General features: G+C 40.2%; 14 protein-coding genes. 8 read left to right on the forward strand and 6 right to left on the reverse strand.

Annotation, left to right across the window (positions count from 1 at the left end; genetic code table 11):
- Window positions 1–98: 98 nt before the first annotated feature.
- The 5 genes from BUR11_RS02455 (at window position 99) to BUR11_RS02475 (ending at window position 7,388) form a co-directional block, all read left to right on the forward strand.
- Complete coding sequence (locus BUR11_RS02455; RefSeq protein ID WP_074223238.1) at window positions 99–701, forward strand: TetR/AcrR family transcriptional regulator; 603 nt, start codon at window positions 99–101, stop codon at window positions 699–701.
- A 60-nt stretch (window positions 702–761) separates the two neighbouring features.
- A complete protein-coding gene (locus tag BUR11_RS02460) occupies window positions 762–2,144 on the forward strand; it encodes a TolC family protein (RefSeq protein ID WP_074223239.1) in 1,383 nt (460 codons plus the stop codon).
- A 55-nt stretch (window positions 2,145–2,199) separates the two neighbouring features.
- Window positions 2,200–3,333, forward strand: coding sequence for an efflux RND transporter periplasmic adaptor subunit (locus BUR11_RS02465; protein WP_074223240.1), 1,134 nt, complete (start codon window positions 2,200–2,202; stop codon window positions 3,331–3,333).
- Window positions 3,334–3,335: 2 nt separating this feature from the next.
- On the forward strand, window positions 3,336–6,740 hold the full coding sequence (locus tag BUR11_RS02470) for an efflux RND transporter permease subunit (protein WP_074223241.1): 3,405 nt from the start codon (window positions 3,336–3,338) through the stop codon (window positions 6,738–6,740).
- Window positions 6,741–6,875: 135 nt separating this feature from the next.
- Complete coding sequence (locus BUR11_RS02475) at window positions 6,876–7,388, forward strand: UpxY family transcription antiterminator (protein ID WP_074225080.1); 513 nt, start codon at window positions 6,876–6,878, stop codon at window positions 7,386–7,388.
- 25 nt (window positions 7,389–7,413) lie between these two features.
- Here the strand turns inward: BUR11_RS02475 and BUR11_RS02480 are convergent, their stop codons facing one another.
- The 5 genes from BUR11_RS02480 to ligA all read right to left on the reverse strand — a co-directional run bounded on the left by BUR11_RS02480 (window position 7,414) and on the right by ligA (window position 13,138).
- A complete protein-coding gene (locus BUR11_RS02480; RefSeq protein WP_074223242.1) occupies window positions 7,414–8,118 on the reverse strand; it encodes a hypothetical protein in 705 nt (234 codons plus the stop codon).
- Window positions 8,119–8,249: 131 nt separating this feature from the next.
- Entirely contained in the window at window positions 8,250–8,438 is a 189-nt protein-coding gene (gene xseB / locus BUR11_RS02485; RefSeq protein WP_074223243.1) for an exodeoxyribonuclease VII small subunit, read from the reverse strand.
- Window positions 8,438–9,745: an exodeoxyribonuclease VII large subunit gene (xseA, locus tag BUR11_RS02490; RefSeq protein ID WP_074223244.1), complete on the reverse strand. Its 1,308-nt coding sequence runs from the start codon at window positions 9,743–9,745 to the stop codon at window positions 8,438–8,440. The genes xseB and xseA overlap by 1 nt, the downstream gene beginning before the upstream one ends.
- Window positions 9,746–9,750: 5 nt before the next feature.
- Window positions 9,751–10,614 carry a 4-hydroxy-tetrahydrodipicolinate synthase gene (gene dapA / locus BUR11_RS02495; RefSeq protein ID WP_074223245.1) on the reverse strand — a complete coding sequence of 288 codons (864 nt, stop codon included), beginning with the start codon at window positions 10,612–10,614 and terminating at the stop codon, window positions 9,751–9,753.
- Window positions 10,615–10,687: 73 nt separating this feature from the next.
- Window positions 10,688–13,138 (reverse strand): NAD-dependent DNA ligase LigA, encoded by a 2,451-nt coding sequence (gene ligA / locus BUR11_RS02500; RefSeq protein WP_074223246.1) that lies wholly within the window; start codon window positions 13,136–13,138, stop codon window positions 10,688–10,690.
- A gap of 138 nt (window positions 13,139–13,276) precedes the next feature.
- On the opposite strand from ligA, the gene BUR11_RS02505 reads away from it, so the two are divergent.
- Complete coding sequence (locus tag BUR11_RS02505; protein ID WP_074223247.1) at window positions 13,277–13,909, forward strand: TetR/AcrR family transcriptional regulator; 633 nt, start codon at window positions 13,277–13,279, stop codon at window positions 13,907–13,909.
- 93 nt (window positions 13,910–14,002) lie between these two features.
- A complete protein-coding gene (gene metG, locus BUR11_RS02510) occupies window positions 14,003–16,063 on the forward strand; it encodes a methionine--tRNA ligase (RefSeq protein ID WP_074223248.1) in 2,061 nt (686 codons plus the stop codon).
- Between the two features lie 118 nt (window positions 16,064–16,181).
- On the opposite strand, the gene BUR11_RS02515 is transcribed toward metG, so the two are convergent.
- Window positions 16,182–17,087, reverse strand: coding sequence for a YitT family protein (locus BUR11_RS02515; RefSeq protein ID WP_074223249.1), 906 nt, complete (start codon window positions 17,085–17,087; stop codon window positions 16,182–16,184).
- A 299-nt stretch (window positions 17,088–17,386) separates the two neighbouring features.
- On the opposite strand from BUR11_RS02515, the gene BUR11_RS02520 reads away from it, so the two are divergent.
- Entirely contained in the window at window positions 17,387–18,814 is a 1,428-nt protein-coding gene (locus BUR11_RS02520; RefSeq protein ID WP_074223250.1) for a circularly permuted type 2 ATP-grasp protein, read from the forward strand.
- Window positions 18,815–18,818 lie beyond the last annotated feature (4 nt).

Raw genomic sequence — 18,818 nt, forward strand, 5'->3', positions numbered from 1 at the left:
TTAAATCGAAAGATTGTTCGCTTTTGGTACTGAGGAAACTTTTGGAAGGCGAAAAGTTTCCGTAGTTTTGCATTCGATTATACCAAGAGTAAAATTCAATGAGGAAGAAGATTTTAGAGGTAGCTGTAGAACAGTTTAGTCGTTATGGAGTAAGAACCATTACGATGGAAGATATCGCACGACTATCAGGAGTTTCCAAAAAGACCATTTATCAAGAATTCAAGGATAAAAAAGAGTTGGTAAAGGAGGCTTTTGGAATGCTTTTAAAAGAGGATCAAGAAAAGCTGGATGCTATTATGAGGGATGAAGATGGAGTGATAGAACATTTAGTTTATACCTCTAGGATGATTCGTGAGAGAATTGCCAACCTAAACCCCATGGCAGTGTTGGAAGTACAACGGTATTTTCCTGAAGCTTGGAAAATGTTCGAATGCTTCAGGGACAATGTTATTGTGACAGACATCGTCAAAGTGTTAGAAAGAGGGAAAAAGTTGGGGTATTTTCGAAACGAAATCAATACGAGGATTTTGGCGAGGATGCGGGTTAATCAAATCAATGCGGCTTTCGATCCCTCAAATTATAGCGGTGAGGATGTGAAGATGGTGGATATACAGATGGAGTTAATGGACCATTTTCTTCATGGAATTTTTACTGAAAAGGGTAGGCAGGCCTACCTTGAGGGAGTGGAATTAAATCATTAGAAAGCCAGCAATACAATATAAATTTTGAACTAGAGACCGACTATTATTTAGAATAACAACATGTTTAAGAAGAAGATTAAATTAGTAATCCTGAGCTTGTTAAGCCTAATTGGTTCAGGAGTTTTAGCACAGGAGACTCCTCCTTTGGAAGTTCTTCAGCTTAATTTAAAGGAGACTTTGGAATATGCGCTGGAGAATAATCCAGATTCAAAAAATGCCAAGCTGGAAGTCATGATTTCACAGACTACCATTAAAGAGAATACCGCTTCTGGTCTGCCACAAATCAATGGTTCAGTAGGGATCAATTACAACCCTTTGGTTCAGGTGGTGTTTTTACCGAATGAGCCTCCCTTTGGAGATCCAAGTAATCCATCCGATGTAATTCCAGCAAGGTTTGGGGTTAGCTATTCTGGAAATGCGGGCTTCACTTTGTCCCAAATGATTTTTGATGGATCATTCTTCGTGGGTTTACGTGCAGCAAAGACCTACAAGGCCTTAACTGAATTCGATAAAGTCAAAGTAGAGAATGATGTCATTGAAAATGTGAAAAAAGCCTACTTTGGGGTTTTGGTCAATGCAGAACGAATCAAACTTTCCCAATCCAATTTAAGCCGAATTGATTCTCTATTGGAGGAAACCAGAGCTTTAAACGAGGCTGGATTTACAGAAAAGATAGAAGTTTCAAGAATTCAGGTTCAAAGAAACAATACATTTTCTCAATTGAAGCAAAGTCTTACGGCTTATGATATTTCCAAACAGCTTTTAAAAATTCAACTGGGCTTACCTCGGAATTATGATATCGTGATTACCGAAACTTTAGCAGAATTAAATCCAGAAGAAGACTTAGCTGCTTTATTGGCCATGGAAGTGGGACATCGAGTAGAGATGGATCAGATCAATACCAACCTGGAGTTGACCCAGTTGGATTTAAAATATAATACTTCCCAGTATTTGCCGACGATCGATTTGAATGCAAACTTCACTAGGTCGGGAGCCGGAGATACTTTTAGTAGGTTGTTTAATAGCATCAACTGGTTTAGTTCTTCCATGGTGGGAGTAACTATGAACATTCCGATTTTTGATGGTTTATCTAAAAGTGCACGGATTCAAAGAAATAGAATTCAATTGCAACAGCTTGAAAATCAAAAGTTTTATTTGAATCAAAACATTGCCTTGGAAGTGTATCAGGCTAAGCAAAATCTGGCTAATGATTTGGAAGTGTTAGCAGTGCAAAGAGAAAGCATGGAACTCGCCAAAGAGGTCTACGATATTTCTAAAATCAAATACAATGAAGGAGTAGGCTCCAATTTGGAAGTAGTGGAGGCGGATGCCGCTTTGATAGAATCTGAAATCAATTATTTAGGAGCTCTTTATGATGGCTTGGTTTCTAAAGTAGACTTGGAAAAGGCTTTAGGAGTTCTGAAAAACGGATTGGATTATTAAGTGGTAGGTCCACTATCACCAACAAAACTTGTAACAACGATATTATTTATACACAATGAAATTATCACATAAATTTTTACCACTGATAGGGTTGACTTTCTTGGTTTTTTCCTGCGAACCAAAAGATGAGTTGGCTGCAAAAAGAGCAGAATTGGAAGAATTGAAAAATCAATCCAATGAACTGAATACCTCCATTGCTTTATTGGAGGAGGAATTGATGAAAATGGACCCTGAATTTGCGAGCCAAAATCAAAAGTCCATTCTTATTACTACCACTAATGCAAAAAAGGGAGAATTTGATCATTATGTGGAAGTAACAGGATCTGTACTATCTAAAAAGAACGTGGTAATCAGTGCCGAAACTTCAGGTAGAATATTGGAAATTCCAGTCTTGGAAGGAATGCGTGTTGCTAAAGGAACAGTGCTGGCCAAAATCGATGCAGAGACTATTGAGAGAAGCATAGATGAGTTGGAAAACTCTCTGGAGTTGGCGACTACTCTGTTTGAAAAACAGGAGCGATTATGGAATCAACAAATAGGTACAGAAGTTCAATACCTAGAAGCAAAAAATAGAAAAGAAGGATTGGAAAGAAACCTGGCATCAGCTCGAACCAATCTTGACAAGGCAGTTATTAGAGCACCATTTACAGGGACAATAGAAGAAGTTCAGGTGAGGTTAGGAGAATTGGTTCAGCCAGGAATGGGGATGTTCCAATTTGTAGGGGAAAGTGATCTCTTTATTGAAGCGGATATTTCGGAAAGTTACATTGGAGTGCTTTCCAAAGGTGATTCTGTAGAGGTGAGTTTCCCTTCTATCAATAAAGAACTTCAAACCAAAGTTTCTTCTGTAGGAGCAATCATCAATCCGAATAATAGAACCTTTAAGGTGGAGGTTTTTCTTCCTAATATGGACTTGGTGAAACCAAATATGATTTCCGTGTTGAAAATCTTGGATTATCAAAGTGCTGACGCAGTGATAGTACCTAGTTATTTGATCTTAAGTGATAATAGGGGTGACTATGTCTTTACCGTGGAAAATGGAAAAGCTATCAAGAAGTACGTGGAGCGAGGAAAGACATTTGATAAAGAAACTGAGATCCTAACTGGGCTTACTGGTTCAGAGGTTTTAGTGGACAAAGGGTTCCGTGAAGTAGGAGATAATTTCAATGTGAATATAGCACAGCAGTAATTATGGCAGAACAACAGAAACCACAAAAAACGAGAGAGTTTGGACTGTCCAGTTTGTCAGTGGATAATTCCACTTCGGTGGTTATCCTTACCCTAATTATCTCGGTGTTAGGACTTAGTGCCTACAGAAATATGCCAAAGGAAAGTTTCCCGGAAATTGTGATTCCTACAGTTTATGTAGGGACTCCTTATCCTGGTAACTCCCCAGTCGATATGGAGAACTTGATTACTCGTCCTATCGAAAAGGAATTGAAATCTCTAAACGACATCAAGGATATTAATTCCACCTCGGTTCAAGACTTTTCTTCCATTGTCATCGAGTTTAACCCTGGAGTGGAAATTTCTAAAGCCATCCAGGATGTAAAGGATGCCGTCGATAAGTCAAAGAGTGAACTCCCCACTGATCTAGATCAGGACCCAAATGTGTTGGAAATCAATACCTCTGATTTCCCGATCATGAATGTGAATATCTCCGGAAATTATTCTGAGGCTGAGCTGAAGAAATTTGGGGAATATTTGGAAGATGAGATTGAGAAGCTTCCGGAAATATCCAAAGCAGATTTGGCGGGAACAGTAGAGCGTGAAATCCAAATCAACGCAGATCCTTATAAAATGGAGTCGGTTGGCGTGAGCTTTAATGATATTGCTCAAGCAGTACAAACCGAAAATGTGACCATTTCAGGAGGTAATATCCGGTCTGGGGATTATCAGCGCACACTCAGAATAGATGGAGAATTCAGTGATCCTATGGATCTTCAGAATATCATCGTCAAAACGGATAACCAAAAAATTGTTTACCTACGGGATGTCGCGGAAGTAAAAGACACCTACAAGGAAAGAACCAGCTATGCACGTAGCAAGAACCTTCCGGTAGTTACCATCAACGTCACCAAAAGAAGTGGGGAAAACTTATTGTATGCTGCTGATAAAATCAAGGAGATCATTGAACAAACAAAAGCGAATAGATTCCCTCCAGATTTGGAGATTACTATTACTAATGATCAATCAAAGCAGACGAGACTTCAAGTAAGTGACCTCGAGAACTCCATTATTTTCGGGGTGATCCTAGTGGTATTGGTATTGATGTTCTTCCTTGGTTTTAGAAATGCACTGTTTGTGGGAATTGCCATTCCGCTTTCCATGTTTATTTCCTTCTTGGTATTAAATGCCTTTGGGATTACGCTTAATCTAATGGTGCTATTCTCTCTGATCTTGGCATTGGGGATGTTGGTGGATAATGGGATTGTGGTGGTTGAAAACATCTATCGTCTGATGTCAGAAGGAAAATCAGCTGTTCAGGCTGCTAAGGAAGGCGTAGGAGAAGTGGCATGGCCAATCATTACCTCCACAGCAACCACCTTAGCTGCATTTCTTCCTTTAGCATTCTGGGATGATTTGGTAGGAGAGTTCATGAAATTCTTGCCGATTACTTTGATCATTGTACTTTCTTCTTCCTTATTTGTTGCCTTGGTGATCAACCCTGTGTTGACCGCCTTGTATATGAAAGTGGAAGATGTAAGCAAGGATAAACCCAAGCAAAAATCTATTGTTGTTGCTGGGATATTTCTGATTCTGTCCACCATATTTTATTTGGTTGGAATCACTGCATTTGGAACGCTTCTACTAGTGGCCTGTGTGCTGACCTTGTTCAATGTTTTTGTCTTGAGAAAAGCGATTCGATGGTTCCAGACGGTATTATTGGTGAAGCTGGAGAATATTTATGAGTCGACCTTGGAATATGCGCTAAATGGTAAAAAACCATACTTATTTTTCGGAGGTACGGTACTCTTATTGTTCTTTTCCTTGGTTTTATTGGGCATAAGAGCTCCGAAAATATTGTTCTTCCCCGATAATCAGCCTCAGTTAATCAATGTATTCATTGAATTTCCTATCGGTACCGATATAGAAGCCACTAATGAATTTGTGGATGGGATGGAAGACGAGTTGATGGTCGCTTTGGCAGATTATGAAGATATATTGGAATCAGTCATTAGCCAAGTAGGTGAGGGGACAGGAGATCCCTTGGAAGGACCAAGTAACCAACCGACTCCTCATAAAGCAAAAATTACCATCGGCTTTGTGGATTATATTGACAGGCAAGGAATCAATACCAATGAAGCCATGGAAGTGATTCGTCAATTGGTTGAAAAATATCCGGGTGTACTAATCACGGTGGATAAACAGCGAAATGGCCCTCCAACTGGAAAAGCCGTCAACCTTGAGTTTGTTGGGGAAGATTATGACCAGTTGATCGCATATGTAAATAAAACCAGGGAATACTTGACCAACCTGAATATTGCGGGAATTGAGGAGCTTAAATCTGACCTTTCCTTAGGTAACCCTGAAGTGATTTTGAATATAGACCGAGAGAAAGCTAGAAGGTTTGGGTTGTCTACTTCTGAGATTGCCAATGATTTGAGAACTGCACTCTTTGGACTGGAAGTATCCAAATTTAAAGAAGGGGAGGATGACTATCCTATTCAGTTGAGACTTAAGGAAGGCTTCCGTTACGACATCAATACCTTGATCAATAAAAAGATCGGCTTTAGAGATAAGTTCGGTACTAAACGGGAGGTGCCTATTTCCGCAGTCGCAGAGATCAAGTATGGTTCTACCTATGGTTCTGTGAAGCGGAAGGATTTGGATAAAGCGATTACGGTTTACTCCAATGTATTGGATGGATATAACCCGACTGAAGTGAATGCTCAAATTCAAGCTGCACTTAGAAATTATGATGTGCCGGATGGGATCTCCGTGAAATATACGGGTGAACAAGAAGAACAGCAGAAATCAATGGAGTTCTTGATTGGAGCATTGGGGATCGCGGTATCCTTGATTTTCTTGATCATCGTGGCCCAATTCAATTCTGTGACCACACCGTTCATTATCATGGCCTCAGTAGTATTGAGTACGATTGGTGTATTCTTGGGACTGGTGATTTTCAATATGGATTTTGTGGTGATCATGACGGGTATTGGAATTATATCCCTCGCAGGAGTTGTGGTAAACAATGCCATTGTATTGATCGACTACACGAACCTGGTAAGAGAAAGAAAAAGAGAAGAGCTGGGGATGGGGCCAAAAGATCATTTGCCATTTAATTTGATGATTGCAAGTATAGTGGAATCAGGAAAAACAAGATTAAGACCAGTATTGCTTACAGCGATCACAACGGTCCTTGGTTTGATTCCTTTGGCTATCGGTATGAATATCAATTTTGGAACATTATTAAGTGACTTTAATCCGCAATTCTATGTAGGGGGAGATAACGCAGCTTTCTGGGGTCCAATGGCCTGGACTGTGATTTTTGGGTTAACCTTTGCGACCTTCCTCACGTTAGTAATTGTACCAGTCATGTATCTCTTGGCCGACAAGTTAAATATGCGGCTAAAGAAGATTAAAGCATGATTGTTTTAAGGTTGGTGGTTTTTTTTATAAAACCTCCGGGGTTCTATCCCGGGGGTTTTTTTCATTTTAAGTCCAGCTTGGTTCGGCCTTTGCTGCTAAAAAATGTTAATTTTGAATACCCAAATAGATTACAAAATGAATGAGATGAAGTGGTATGTGATGTATACAGCATCACGTTCCGAAAAGAAGGTAGCAGAAAGATTAAGAGAAAATGGCAAAGAGGTGTATTTGCCAATTATAGAGGAGGTTAGACAGTGGTCAGATAGGAAGAAAAAAGTACAAAGACCTTTGTTTAATGGGTATGTGTTTGTAAAAACGAATAGGAATCAATTGTGGGAATGTCTGCAGGTTCCTGGAGCAGTAAAATTCGTCCATTTCTCTGGCCAGCATGCAACGATCAGAGATGAGGAGTTGGATATCATTGAAAGGATTATTTCTACGGGGGTCGCAGTAGAATCAGATGGAACTGTTATAGAACCCGGAGAAAAAGTAGAGGTAATTGGTGGAGCACTTCAACATATGACAGGAGAAGTCATAGAAAAAGGGAACAAGGATTATTTCTTAATCAGAATCCCAAGTATCTACCAAAATATGCTGGTTAGTATTCCACGTAAATTTTTACAACCACTAGGAAAGGTCAGTCAATAAAAAAGGAGCGATTAACGCTCCTTTTCTATTTTTCAATTCGTGGGTAAAGATATCTTCTATAGACGATTTGGGCCTGAAATAAATGATCCCCAAATTTATTAAATCCAACATTTCCGTCTATATCATCCACAAAGGTGAGTAGCATGGTTCCTTCTGCCGCAATATCGGAATAGGCCCCTAACTGGAAGCTTAGGCCAGCCCGAACGGGGATGTAAGCTGTTGTTTTATTGAATTTCTCCGGAACCTCGTCTTCGTTAAAGGATTTGGTTTGTTTGGTGCTCGTATACATGACTCCCAACCCAAATCCACCATAAAGATTCGCAAAGCTTCGGTTCATATGATTTGAAAAAGGAATAAGATTGATACTTGGCATCATATCAAAATAGATGGCACTTCCTTTTGCGGTAAAAGCAGCATTATTTTCATACCAATAATCCCGAACTTTCGTACTTGGATTGCCACCACTAGAAATCCATTGAATGCCAGTGGTTGCCCTCAGATCAAACATGGGTGTCAACCTTTTTGCTATAGAAGCGGAAAAAGATGGTTTGATCTCGAAATTAAAAGTTCTGTAGGCTCCTCCATTATCCAAATAGGCAAAAGAGGGACCCATACCAATACTTAAGATATTATCTCTGGATATTCTTTCCTTATAGAAATTTTGAGCCTCTACTGTTTCGGAGAATATTAGAAATAAAATAAAAAACGGTATGGAAAGTAATTTTTGCATGATGGTATTCCTGATGCATTAATGTAAGTTTCAGGATTGTTGCAAATTCGTCAACAAATATGCCAATCCTTTAATATAATTCATATCCATAACAGGATTATTGAAGAATTATTGTTAAATGAGTAATCTGATCACTCGTTTTCGAAGGCTTTTTGAATTTCTTCTTCCGTGGATTTTAGCTTAAATCGGCATGCTTTTACCAATTCTGAAGCCTCTTTTACCAATTCAGATAATTCATCAATGCTTTTTTTTCCTTCTTCTAACTGAACCAAGATCTGTTCTAGACGGCTCATTGCTTCTGTATAATTTATATCTGCCATTACTCCTCAATTTGGGTAATTGTACTACTGATTTTTTTGGTTGATGTGTGGGTGATCATCAGATCCCCTTCTTTGATAGCTACTAACTGAACAGGTACTGAATTTACTTCCGTCTTGGTATACCCTCTCTCCAAAATTGATTTTGGATCCAATTGTGAAAGAGTTTTTGAGAGTCTTTCAACTCGATTGGATTCCTGAATCAAGGTATGTTCAACCTCTTGCTTGATCGTCTTTTCCAAGGATGAGAGTTTTACATTCTCCAGTTGAAGTAAACTCTTAGAAGCGCTTTTAATTTGGTTGAGGTTCGCATTCAACCTGTCGGTCTCCCTACTGAGCCTGTTCATGCAATTGGAATTGATTCGATGACTTAAACCCTGCAACACTGTGAATTGTTCTTGTAGCTGTATTCTGGTACTCCGGTCCAATCTTCGAAATTGCAAGGAAAGCATTTCGTCAAATTCCCGAAATCCTGAAAGTAAAAACTCCGCCACCGCGGTGGGTGTTTTTAACTTGGTATGTGCCACCAGATCAGCGATGGTTTCATCCCGTTCATGACCAATCCCAGTGAATACCGGTAAACTACATTGGGCAATTTTAAGAGCCAATTGATAGTCATCAAAGCAGTCCAAGTCTAATTGGGCCCCACCTCCTCTAATAATCACTATTGCCTCTAGGCCTAAGCGTTCTTTGGACTCTTCTGCAAGCTCAATGGCCCGAATCAAGTTGGCGGATGCTTCATTCCCCTGCATCAGGGAGGGGAATAATCTGTAATAAATATGGTAGCCACCAGGGTTAGATTCAAGTTGATTGATGAAGTCTCCATACCCGGCTGCAGTAGCACTACTGATAATACCTATTTTTTGAATAACCGGAGGCATTTCAAGTTGGCTATTCAGACTGATCATCCCTTCCTTGGTAAGTCGGTCGATCGTTTCCTGTCTCAACCTGGCTCTTTCTCCTAAAGAGAAAGAAGGGTCAATGTCCTTTACATTGATGCTTAGTCCATACAGTGGATGAAAATTAATGGCCACCTGAGCCAGGATATTCATTCCATTTTTCAAACTTGAACCAGTAACAGATTCGAATTTGGAAGCGATGTTTCTATAGGTAAAAGCCCATAGGTTGGCTCGGAGTTTTGCCTGGATTTTATTCCCTGATTTCTCTACGAGTTCAAAATAGGCGTGCCCTTGAGGGGAAAGCCTAAAGTCTGAAATTTCACCCACCACCCAATAAACCGGATCCAGTTCAGTGTCGATTACCTGTTGGATCAGCTGGTTTAATTCTGAGATGGATCGTGCATTATGCATTCAGATTATTTGGATTTTTGGTATACCGTTTTGATCTGCTGATTCAATTCAAGGCTTGCTCTCAACATAGGAAGTCTTAGCTGGTCGCCACAGATTCCCATATGCATTAATAGGTTTTTAATTCCAACGGGATTCCCTTCCTGGTACATCAAGGAATTGAAATCCAAAAGAGAAAAAGAGGCTTTTAAACTTTCTTTTTCTGAACCATGACAAATGGCTTTAAAAGTGGAAGGAAGTGCATTTGCCAAAACAGAAATGATTCCAGAACCGCCGATACTATACATGGCTTTTGTCATTAAGTCATCCCCGGAAATCAAAAGAAAATCTTTGGGCTTGGAGGCTGCGATTTGCATACACTGTTCCAGATTTCCGCTTGCCTCTTTCATTCCGATAATATTGGGATGGTCAGCTAATCGTAATGTTGTTTCGGCCGTCATATTTGACATGGTTCTTCCCGGAACGTTATATAGAATCACTGGTACAGGGCAGTTATCCGCAATTGCAGAATAATGTGCAATGATTCCTCTTTGACTTGGTTTGTTATAAAATGGGCTCACTGAAAGAATGGCAGAGATTCCGGTAAAATCGGTGTTGATGATTTCATTCAACACGAATTGGGTGTTGTTTCCACCAATACCATAAACCACAGGAACTCTCCCCGAATTGTATTCCAAACAAGCAGCAAGCACTTGCTTCTTCTCTGCAGGCAACAAAGTAGCGGATTCACCTGTCGTTCCTAAAACGACTAAATAATCAACTCCGCCATCGATCACATGGTCTATTAGCTTTTTTAATCCTGTAAAGTCAATAGAGCAATCATCATGAAATGGTGTGACCAATGCTACTCCTGTTCCTTTAAATTGATTCATTTGTAATAAATAGGTTTGAAGCCTAAAGATAATGGGCTTACTTGAATTGATCTTAAGAAAATTGATATTTGGATTATTCTTGTATCATTTTAAGGAATTCTTCCTCTGAAATCATAGGGATACCCAGTTTTTCAGCTTTTTCCTTCTTACTAGGCCCCATATCTGCACCTTCTATGATAAAGTCCAGATTTTTGGAAACGGATGAAATGTATTGGCCTCCATGAGCGATGACGGTATCTTTGATTTCATCTCTTTTGAAATGGACAAGTTTCCCACTGGCCAAAATCCGCTTACCTGCTAATGCATCCCCTAGTTGGCGGTCTTCATGATGCTCAATTTCAAATTTTAACCCAAAGGCTTTTAATCGGGCAATGATTTCTTGGTTTTTGGGCTGAGCAAAGAAATCATGGATGCTATGTACCAATGTTTCTCCTACACCATTGATCTCTAAAAGTTGCTCCGTAGTGGCAGCTTCTAATTTTTCAATGGACCCAAAATGTCTTGCCAATAATTGAGCAGTATTCTCTCCAATATTTCGAATTCCCAAAGCAAACAATACCTTTTCAAATGGTTGGTTTTTCGAAGCCGAAATCCCCTCCATCATATTCGAAATCACTCCGTCCTGAAAAGTATTTGCTTTCAATTTTTTAATTCGATCATGGACTTCGGGGGAGAGGTCTAAATTCAGTTTCAGTAAAATCCCATGGACGGTCCCTTCCAATTTAGAGGCAGATAAAATGGTTTCAAAATCCACTCTTCTTCCCAGTAAAATCTCTAGCACCACTGCTACTGGCACATAATCTTCCAGCTTAGGTAAGTTTCGATCTTTCAAATGGTTGATCAGGTACTCCACCATTCCCACGTTAGCTGGAACTTTCTTTTTCCAAAGCCTAATTTGTTCCTGAAATGACCTCAAGGTTTCCAGTAGTGGCAGCTCTGCTTTTTCCAATAAAAAGTCATGAATCTGTTTGAAAGAGATTTGTTCTGTCAAAGCAAAAAGAGCTTTTTCCACCGTGATATACAATAAACCATCTCCCTCCGTTTCGTATTGGTCATGGGACATTTCAAGTCCCAGAAGGTCCTGTTTTTTCTGCTCCAACTCGTATATATCTGCCGGATTGGAGATGAAATCCTGATCGATCAACGCGCGGATTCTCTCAGTTCCCATAGAATCAATATCCATGGCACGTTTATGTACAAAATGCTCTATTCTTCCTAAAACCTGAGGTGGACAGGTTGCTGCATTGGGACAATAATGTTTTGCTTCGCCCTCTTTTCTCTCCAAGGCTGTTCCACATTCGGGACAATGGGTGATGTAAGAAATGGGGTTAGATCCTGATTTCCTTCGATCAACATTGACTGCAGTGATCTTGGGAATGATTTCCCCGCCTTTTTCTACGTAAACAAAATCTCCCTCATGTAAATCCAGGCGTTCAATTTCATTGGCATTATGTAAGGAAGCCCGTTTCACGGTTGTTCCAGCCAATCTTACTGGAGATAGGTTGGCTACAGGCGTGATGGCTCCAGTTCTTCCTACCTGGTAGGTGATGGATAGAAGCTCCGATTCAGCACTCTCTGCTTTGTATTTATAGGCAATTGCCCAACGGGGGTTTTTAGCCGTAAAGCCCAATTCCTCTCGCTGATCATAATTATTGACTTTTAAAACCACCCCATCCGTGTCCACAGGAAGGGAAAAACGCTTTTCTTTCCAGTCATTAATGTATTGGACTACCTCCTGGATATTTGCTACTTTTCTATAGGTCTGGGACACGTTGAATCCCCATTGTTCTAGGAGTGCAATAGCTTCTGAATGAGTGTTGACACTCAAATCATCTCCGAGCAATTGGTAGAAATAACAGTTTAATCTTCTTTTTGCCACCACGGAAGAATCCTGCATTTTCAGGGTTCCGGAAGCTGCATTTCTGGGGTTTGCCAACAAGGCTTCCCCGGCTTCATCACGAGCATCATTAATTTTTTGGAATTCTCTCAAGGGTAGGAATATCTCTCCTCTGACCTCAAATTTTGCAGGGATATTTTCTCCTTTCACCTCGAGAGGAATATTTCTGATCGTCCGAACATTTGCAGTGACATCATCTCCACGATATCCATCTCCTCGGGTAACTGCCCTAAGCAAGCGTCCGTTTTCATACACCAGGCTGATGGCTACTCCATCAAATTTCATTTCACAGAAGTACTCAAAATCAGAATGCCCCAGACCTTTGATGACACGTTCGTCAAAAGCAATTAATTCTTCTACAGAATAAGTATTCCCCAAGGAAAGCATGCGGGTTTCGTGTTCTACCGTTTGGAACTCCTTGGTAATCGTACCGCCCACTCGCTGGCTGGGGCTGTCAGGATCTAACAAGTCAGGGAACTCGGTTTCCAATTTGATCAGCTCTTCCAATAATAGATCGAACTCATAATCAGAGATTTCAGGATTGCTTTCCTGGTAATATAGATTGTTATGGTGATTGATCTCTTGGGTGAGTTGAGCAATTTTTGCTGCTGCTTCTTGGTGGTTCATAAAAGGGACTGAAAATTGGAATGCTAAAAATACGTTTTGCCGCTGCAAAGATCAATTCGAATTCTTAGGAACAATAGGTTCTTTAAGAATATTTTCTCCTTAGATTGAATTTCTATCTTTGGGTTGATAAGATTCATCATGAGCAAAAAAAATAGCCAAGAGGGTAAAATTCTAGATGCGGCGTACAAACTTTTTCTTGAAAAAGGGTACCGCCATACCACGATGGATGAGATATCGGCAAGCTTGGGTATTAGTAAAAAAACGTTGTATAAATATTATCCTGGGAAACTGGAGTTACTGGAGGCTTCTTTTGAAGTTTTGAAATTGAAGATGAGCTCCAAAGTGGAGGCTATTTTGGAAAACAAATACATTTCATTTCCCCTCAAATTAAAGTCTACTTTAACCGTGGTAGCGAATCATTTGGCTCCCATCAATCCAGAATTGTTTGAAGATGTGCGTGAACATGCCCATGACATCTGGGAAGAAATGAAGGTTTATATCAACGAGTCTGCTTATTTGAGATTTCAGAAATTGATCAAGCAAGGAGTGGAGCAAGGTTTAGTGAATCCTGGGATCAATATCAATCTGGTCGTCATGCTGTATGCCTCGGCGGTCCAGTCCTTATTAGATCCTAAATTTATCGGCCAGTTTCCGGAGTCCATCCAAAAGGGAATGAAGCTATCTCCATCAGAAATCTTCGATCAGGCCATTTCGATTATCTATAATGGGATCCTAACGGAGGAGGCAAGGAATGATTTTGCAAATGCCTGACCTCTCCCTCAATCGTTTTACTTATCTTTGCGCCCAGAAATAATTGAATTGAAATTTATTTCACCCATTTAGCATTCGAATTATTCTCAGGATATGAGCCATAAAAACTTTAAAAGATACACTGTCACTTCAGCACTTCCTTATGCCAACGGCCCCTTGCATATTGGCCATTTGGCAGGATGTTATATTCCATCCGATATCTACGTCCGGTATTTGAGAAGCTTAGGGAAAGACGTGGCCTATATCTGCGGTTCTGATGAACATGGTGTTGCCATCACCATCAAAGCCAAAAAAGAAGGAAAAACTCCGCAGCAAGTCGTGGATCATTACCATGAAATCATGAAGGGGAGTTTCCAGGAATTTGGAATCAGCTTCGATCACTACTCCCGCACTTCAGCACCTATTCACCACGAAACCGCCCAAGGTTTTTTCAAGGATTTGTATGAAAAAGGGGAGTTTTTAGAGCAAAGTACGGAGCAATATTATGATGAGGAGGCCAAGCAGTTCTTGGCTGATCGATATATTGAAGGGACTTGTCCCAAGTGCGGGAATGAGCATGCCTATGGAGATCAATGTGAGAAATGTGGAAGTTCTCTAAGTCCAACTGAACTCATCAATCCTAAATCCAAGCTAAGCGGAAGAACACCGGTTTTAAAGGAGACCAAACATTGGTTCCTGGATTTGGCCAGGTACCAAAACTTTTTGAAAAAGTGGATTTTGGAGGAGCATGCTGAGGATTGGAAAAATAACGTGTTGGGCCAATGCCGCTCTTGGTTGGAAGCCGGGGATGGACTGCAGGCAAGATCCATGACCAGAGATTTGGACTGGGGGATCAAAGTGCCCTTACAGGATGCAGAAGGGAAAGTATTGTATGTGTGGTTCGATGCGCCAATTGGGTATATCTCTTCCACCAAGGAATGGGCACAAGAGAAAGGAATAGATTGGGAGCCTTACTGGAAAGACGAGGATACCAAACTGGTGCATTTTATTGGAAAGGACAACATCGTGTTCCATTGCATCATTTTCCCTGCAATTTTAAAAACCCATGGTGGTTATGTGCTTCCTGATAATGTGCCTGCAAACGAGTTTTTGAATTTGGAAGGGGAAAAGATTTCTACTTCCAGAAACTGGGCTGTTTGGCTTCATGAGTATTTGCAGGAGTTTCCGGGCAAGCAGGATGTCTTGAGGTATGTCCTGACTGCCAATGCACCTGAAACCAAAGACAATGACTTTACCTGGAAAGATTTTCAGGGAAGAAATAATTCTGAGTTGGTAGCGATTTATGGAAATTTTGTGAATCGTGCAGTAGTGCTTACCAAAAAGTATTTCGATGGAGCGATTCCAGCTAGGGGAGAATTGACGGGCTATGACCAGGAAGTGTTGGCTGAATTGGCAGGCTTCCCGGAAAAGATTGCTTCTTCGATTGAGCGATATAGATTTAGAGAGGCCCTTGCTTTGGTCATGGACTTAGCGCGACTAGGAAATAAATACCTGGCCGATACGGAGCCTTGGAAAACGATTAAAACAGATGAAGCTAGAACAGCTACCATTCTGAATATTGCCTTGAACATTGCGGCAAATCTGGCCATTGTATCCGAGCCTTTCTTACCGTTTACCGCTTCCAAACTGGTCAACTTGTTTGGAATGAAAGAATATGACTGGAGTAAAGCTGGAGATGCTGAATTATTGAAAGCAGGGACCACATTGGGAGAGATGGGGCTGTTATTTGAGAAAATTGAAGATGAAGTAGTGGAGAAACAAATACAAAAATTGATGGACGCGAAAAAAGAAAATGAGGCAGCAAATGCTCCTGTGCCAGTAATGAAAGAAATCATCACCTATGATGATTTTGCAAAACTGGATATGCGGGTAGTAACGATCTTAGCGGCAGAAAAAATGCCTAAATCCAAAAAGCTATTGAAGTTGAAAGTAGATACAGGATTGGGTGAAAGAACCGTTTTAAGTGGGGTTTCAGAGCATTTTGAACCGGAGTTTCTGGTGGGTAAGCAAGTAACGATGCTGATCAATTTAGCCCCAAGAAAAATGATGGGGATTGATTCGGAAGGCATGATTTTAATGGCTGAAGATAAAGATGGTAAGTTGAAGCTACTTACTCCACATGAAGGAACTGCGAGTGGATCGACTATATCCTAATTAAAAAGTACACAGAATAGCAGAATAAAGTTTGGTCGGGCTGAACGGTGCTGAAGCCCAACTCAAACTTAAACGATTCTAAAAAGCCAAAGAAACCAATTCTTTGGCTTTTGGCTTTTTAATGCATCGGCCTTTTTTTGATCATTCCCCCTTTGGTGTCTTTGATAGGGTATTGAATCACAAATGCCTTCGGATCTATTTTTTCAATTTCATTCAGCAACCTGGTTACTTCCAGCCTGGTGATGACACAGAAAAGTACTTTTCTTTCGGGGTAAAGATTGGCTTTTTCACCATATCCTCCATCCGATTTTAAGGCCGTAACCCCTCTTCCCAATCCATGGGAAATCATCGATTTTATTTCTTCAGTCTGGGGAGACATAATCATTACCCCTAAGTACTCTTCCACGCCGTTGATTAGAAAGTCTACCGTTTTTGAGGCAGAGAAATAAGTCAACATGGAATACATGGCTGTTTCTATATTGACAAAAACTGCAGCTACGATAAATAAGAAGACATTGAATACAGAGATGAAGTCACCTACGGTCAAGCTTGATTTTCTACTGACAGATATCGCCAAGACTTCTGTTCCATCGATTACTGCACCACCTCGAATAGAAAAACCTATCCCACTACCCAGGAAAAATCCTCCAAACACGGCGATCAATAATTTATCAGCGGTGATGGTAGGTAACTCTATGTAATGGACAAGGAGTGCTAAACCAAAAATGGCAAGGCTGGACTTAATGGCAAATGGCCAGGAAAACTGTTTTGCGCCCAAAAGGATGAAGGGAATATTGACTAAAACAATCAATACGGAGAGATTGACAGGAGTCAGGATTTCCAGTAATAGAGACACGCCCATGGCTCCTCCATCAAAAAAACCATTGGGGAGCAAAAATCCTTTTAGCCCAATACTGGCCATACAGGTACCGATGGCAATAAAAAGAAAATCCTTCCAGGTACTCCAGGAAGTAAATCTAGATGTGAAACTCGGCCTGACTGAATTAAAACTTTCATTATTCATGTTGTAAAATAACGGTTTTATCAAGTGTATTTTATAGCAAGACTTAAGAATACTTTGTAAATTATATCATTCATTGGTTTTTGGAGGGACAAGGCTTGTTTTGCAATATTTTGTTTTAATAGAATGAAAGTTAGGATCTACTAAGATTTTAAGCAATTAATAAATAACCCTGTTTTTTGAATATTTTATAGTTAAAATTAAATTTTGGTAAAAAATAACTCGTAAATGAGGTGAAAATTTGACTTTTATCTATTTTAACCTATCTTATTTGACCTCATATTTAAAAAAAGAGATTTTTAATGAAAACAGAAGGATATAGTGCGGGGGAGCATTTTGACGAAATGTTTACTCCAGAAGGTGAAGTGAGGCCTCATTACGAAGGTTTTTTCAAGTTTTTGAATAAAGCATCTTCCAAAAAAATGAAGCATCTTCAATTTTCGGCCAATAAGACCCAGTTGGCCATGGGGATGACCTTTAATGTATATCATGATAATCAAGGGATGGAGAAAATCCTTCATTTGGATATCATCCCAAGAATTATCTCCAATCAAGAGTGGAAAAAGTTAGAGGCCGGTTTAAAACAGCGGGTATATGCATTGAATCTTTTCCTTCAGGATATATACAATGAACAGAAGATCTTAAAAGATGGGGTGGTACCAGCGGAGCTGATCTTAAAAAGTAAGGACTATTTAAAGCCTTGTATTGGCTTAACTCCTCCGAAAGGAATCTGGTGCCATATTACAGGTACCGATTTGGTCAGGGATAAAAGTGGGGAGTTTTATATTCTGGAAGATAATCTCCGTTGTCCATCCGGGGTTTCCTACATGTTGGAAAGCAGAGAGATTATCAAAAGGGTTTACCCGGAATTATTCAATAATAAAGGGGTGATGCCTGTTTCCGATTACCCCGCCAAGCTTCTTAAAATGTTGCAAAATATCAGCGGGAAGCAAAAACCAGTGGTGGGGGTACTGACTCCGGGGATTTATAATTCAGCCTATTTCGAACATTCGTATTTGGCGCTCCAAATGGGAGTGGAGCTGGTAAGTGGGGTAGACCTGATTGTTGAAAACAAGAAAGTGTATATGCAGACCACCAAAGGCTTGCAACAAATTGACGTTATCTACAGAAGGATAGATGATACATTTTTGGACCCCATGGTTTTCAATCCAGCATCCATGTTGGGTGTTCCCGGAATTTTTGAAGCCTATAAGGCAGGAAATATAGGGATGGCCAATGCTCCCGGAACCGGCGTCGCAGATGATAAAGCAGTGTATGCCTATGTGCCCAAGATCATTAAGTATTACCTCGATGAGGATCCGATTTTAAATAATGTCCCTACCTACCTATGTAGAGAGGAAGAAGACAGAAAGTATGTCTTAGATAATATTCATGACTTGGTAGTCAAAGAAACCAACGCCGCAGGAGGCTATGGAATGCTGATAGGTCCAAAAGCCACGAAAGAAGAGCATGAGCACTTTAAGACCTTGATTAAGAACAACCCTTCAAATTATATCGCTCAACCTACCTTATCCCTTTCCACAGTTCCTAGCTTGACAGAAGAAGGAGTCGTGGGCAGACATGTGGATTTGAGACCCTATATTTTGTATGGAGAGAATATCGAGGTAATACCTGGAGCCCTGACCCGAGTTGCCCTGAAAAAAGGATCCCTTGTCGTAAACAGTTCACAAGGAGGTGGAAGTAAAGATACTTGGGTACTATATAACTAATTAA

Origin of the sequence: Algoriphagus halophilus, assembly GCF_900129785.1 — a bacterium.
Classification (GTDB): domain Bacteria; phylum Bacteroidota; class Bacteroidia; order Cytophagales; family Cyclobacteriaceae; genus Algoriphagus; species Algoriphagus halophilus.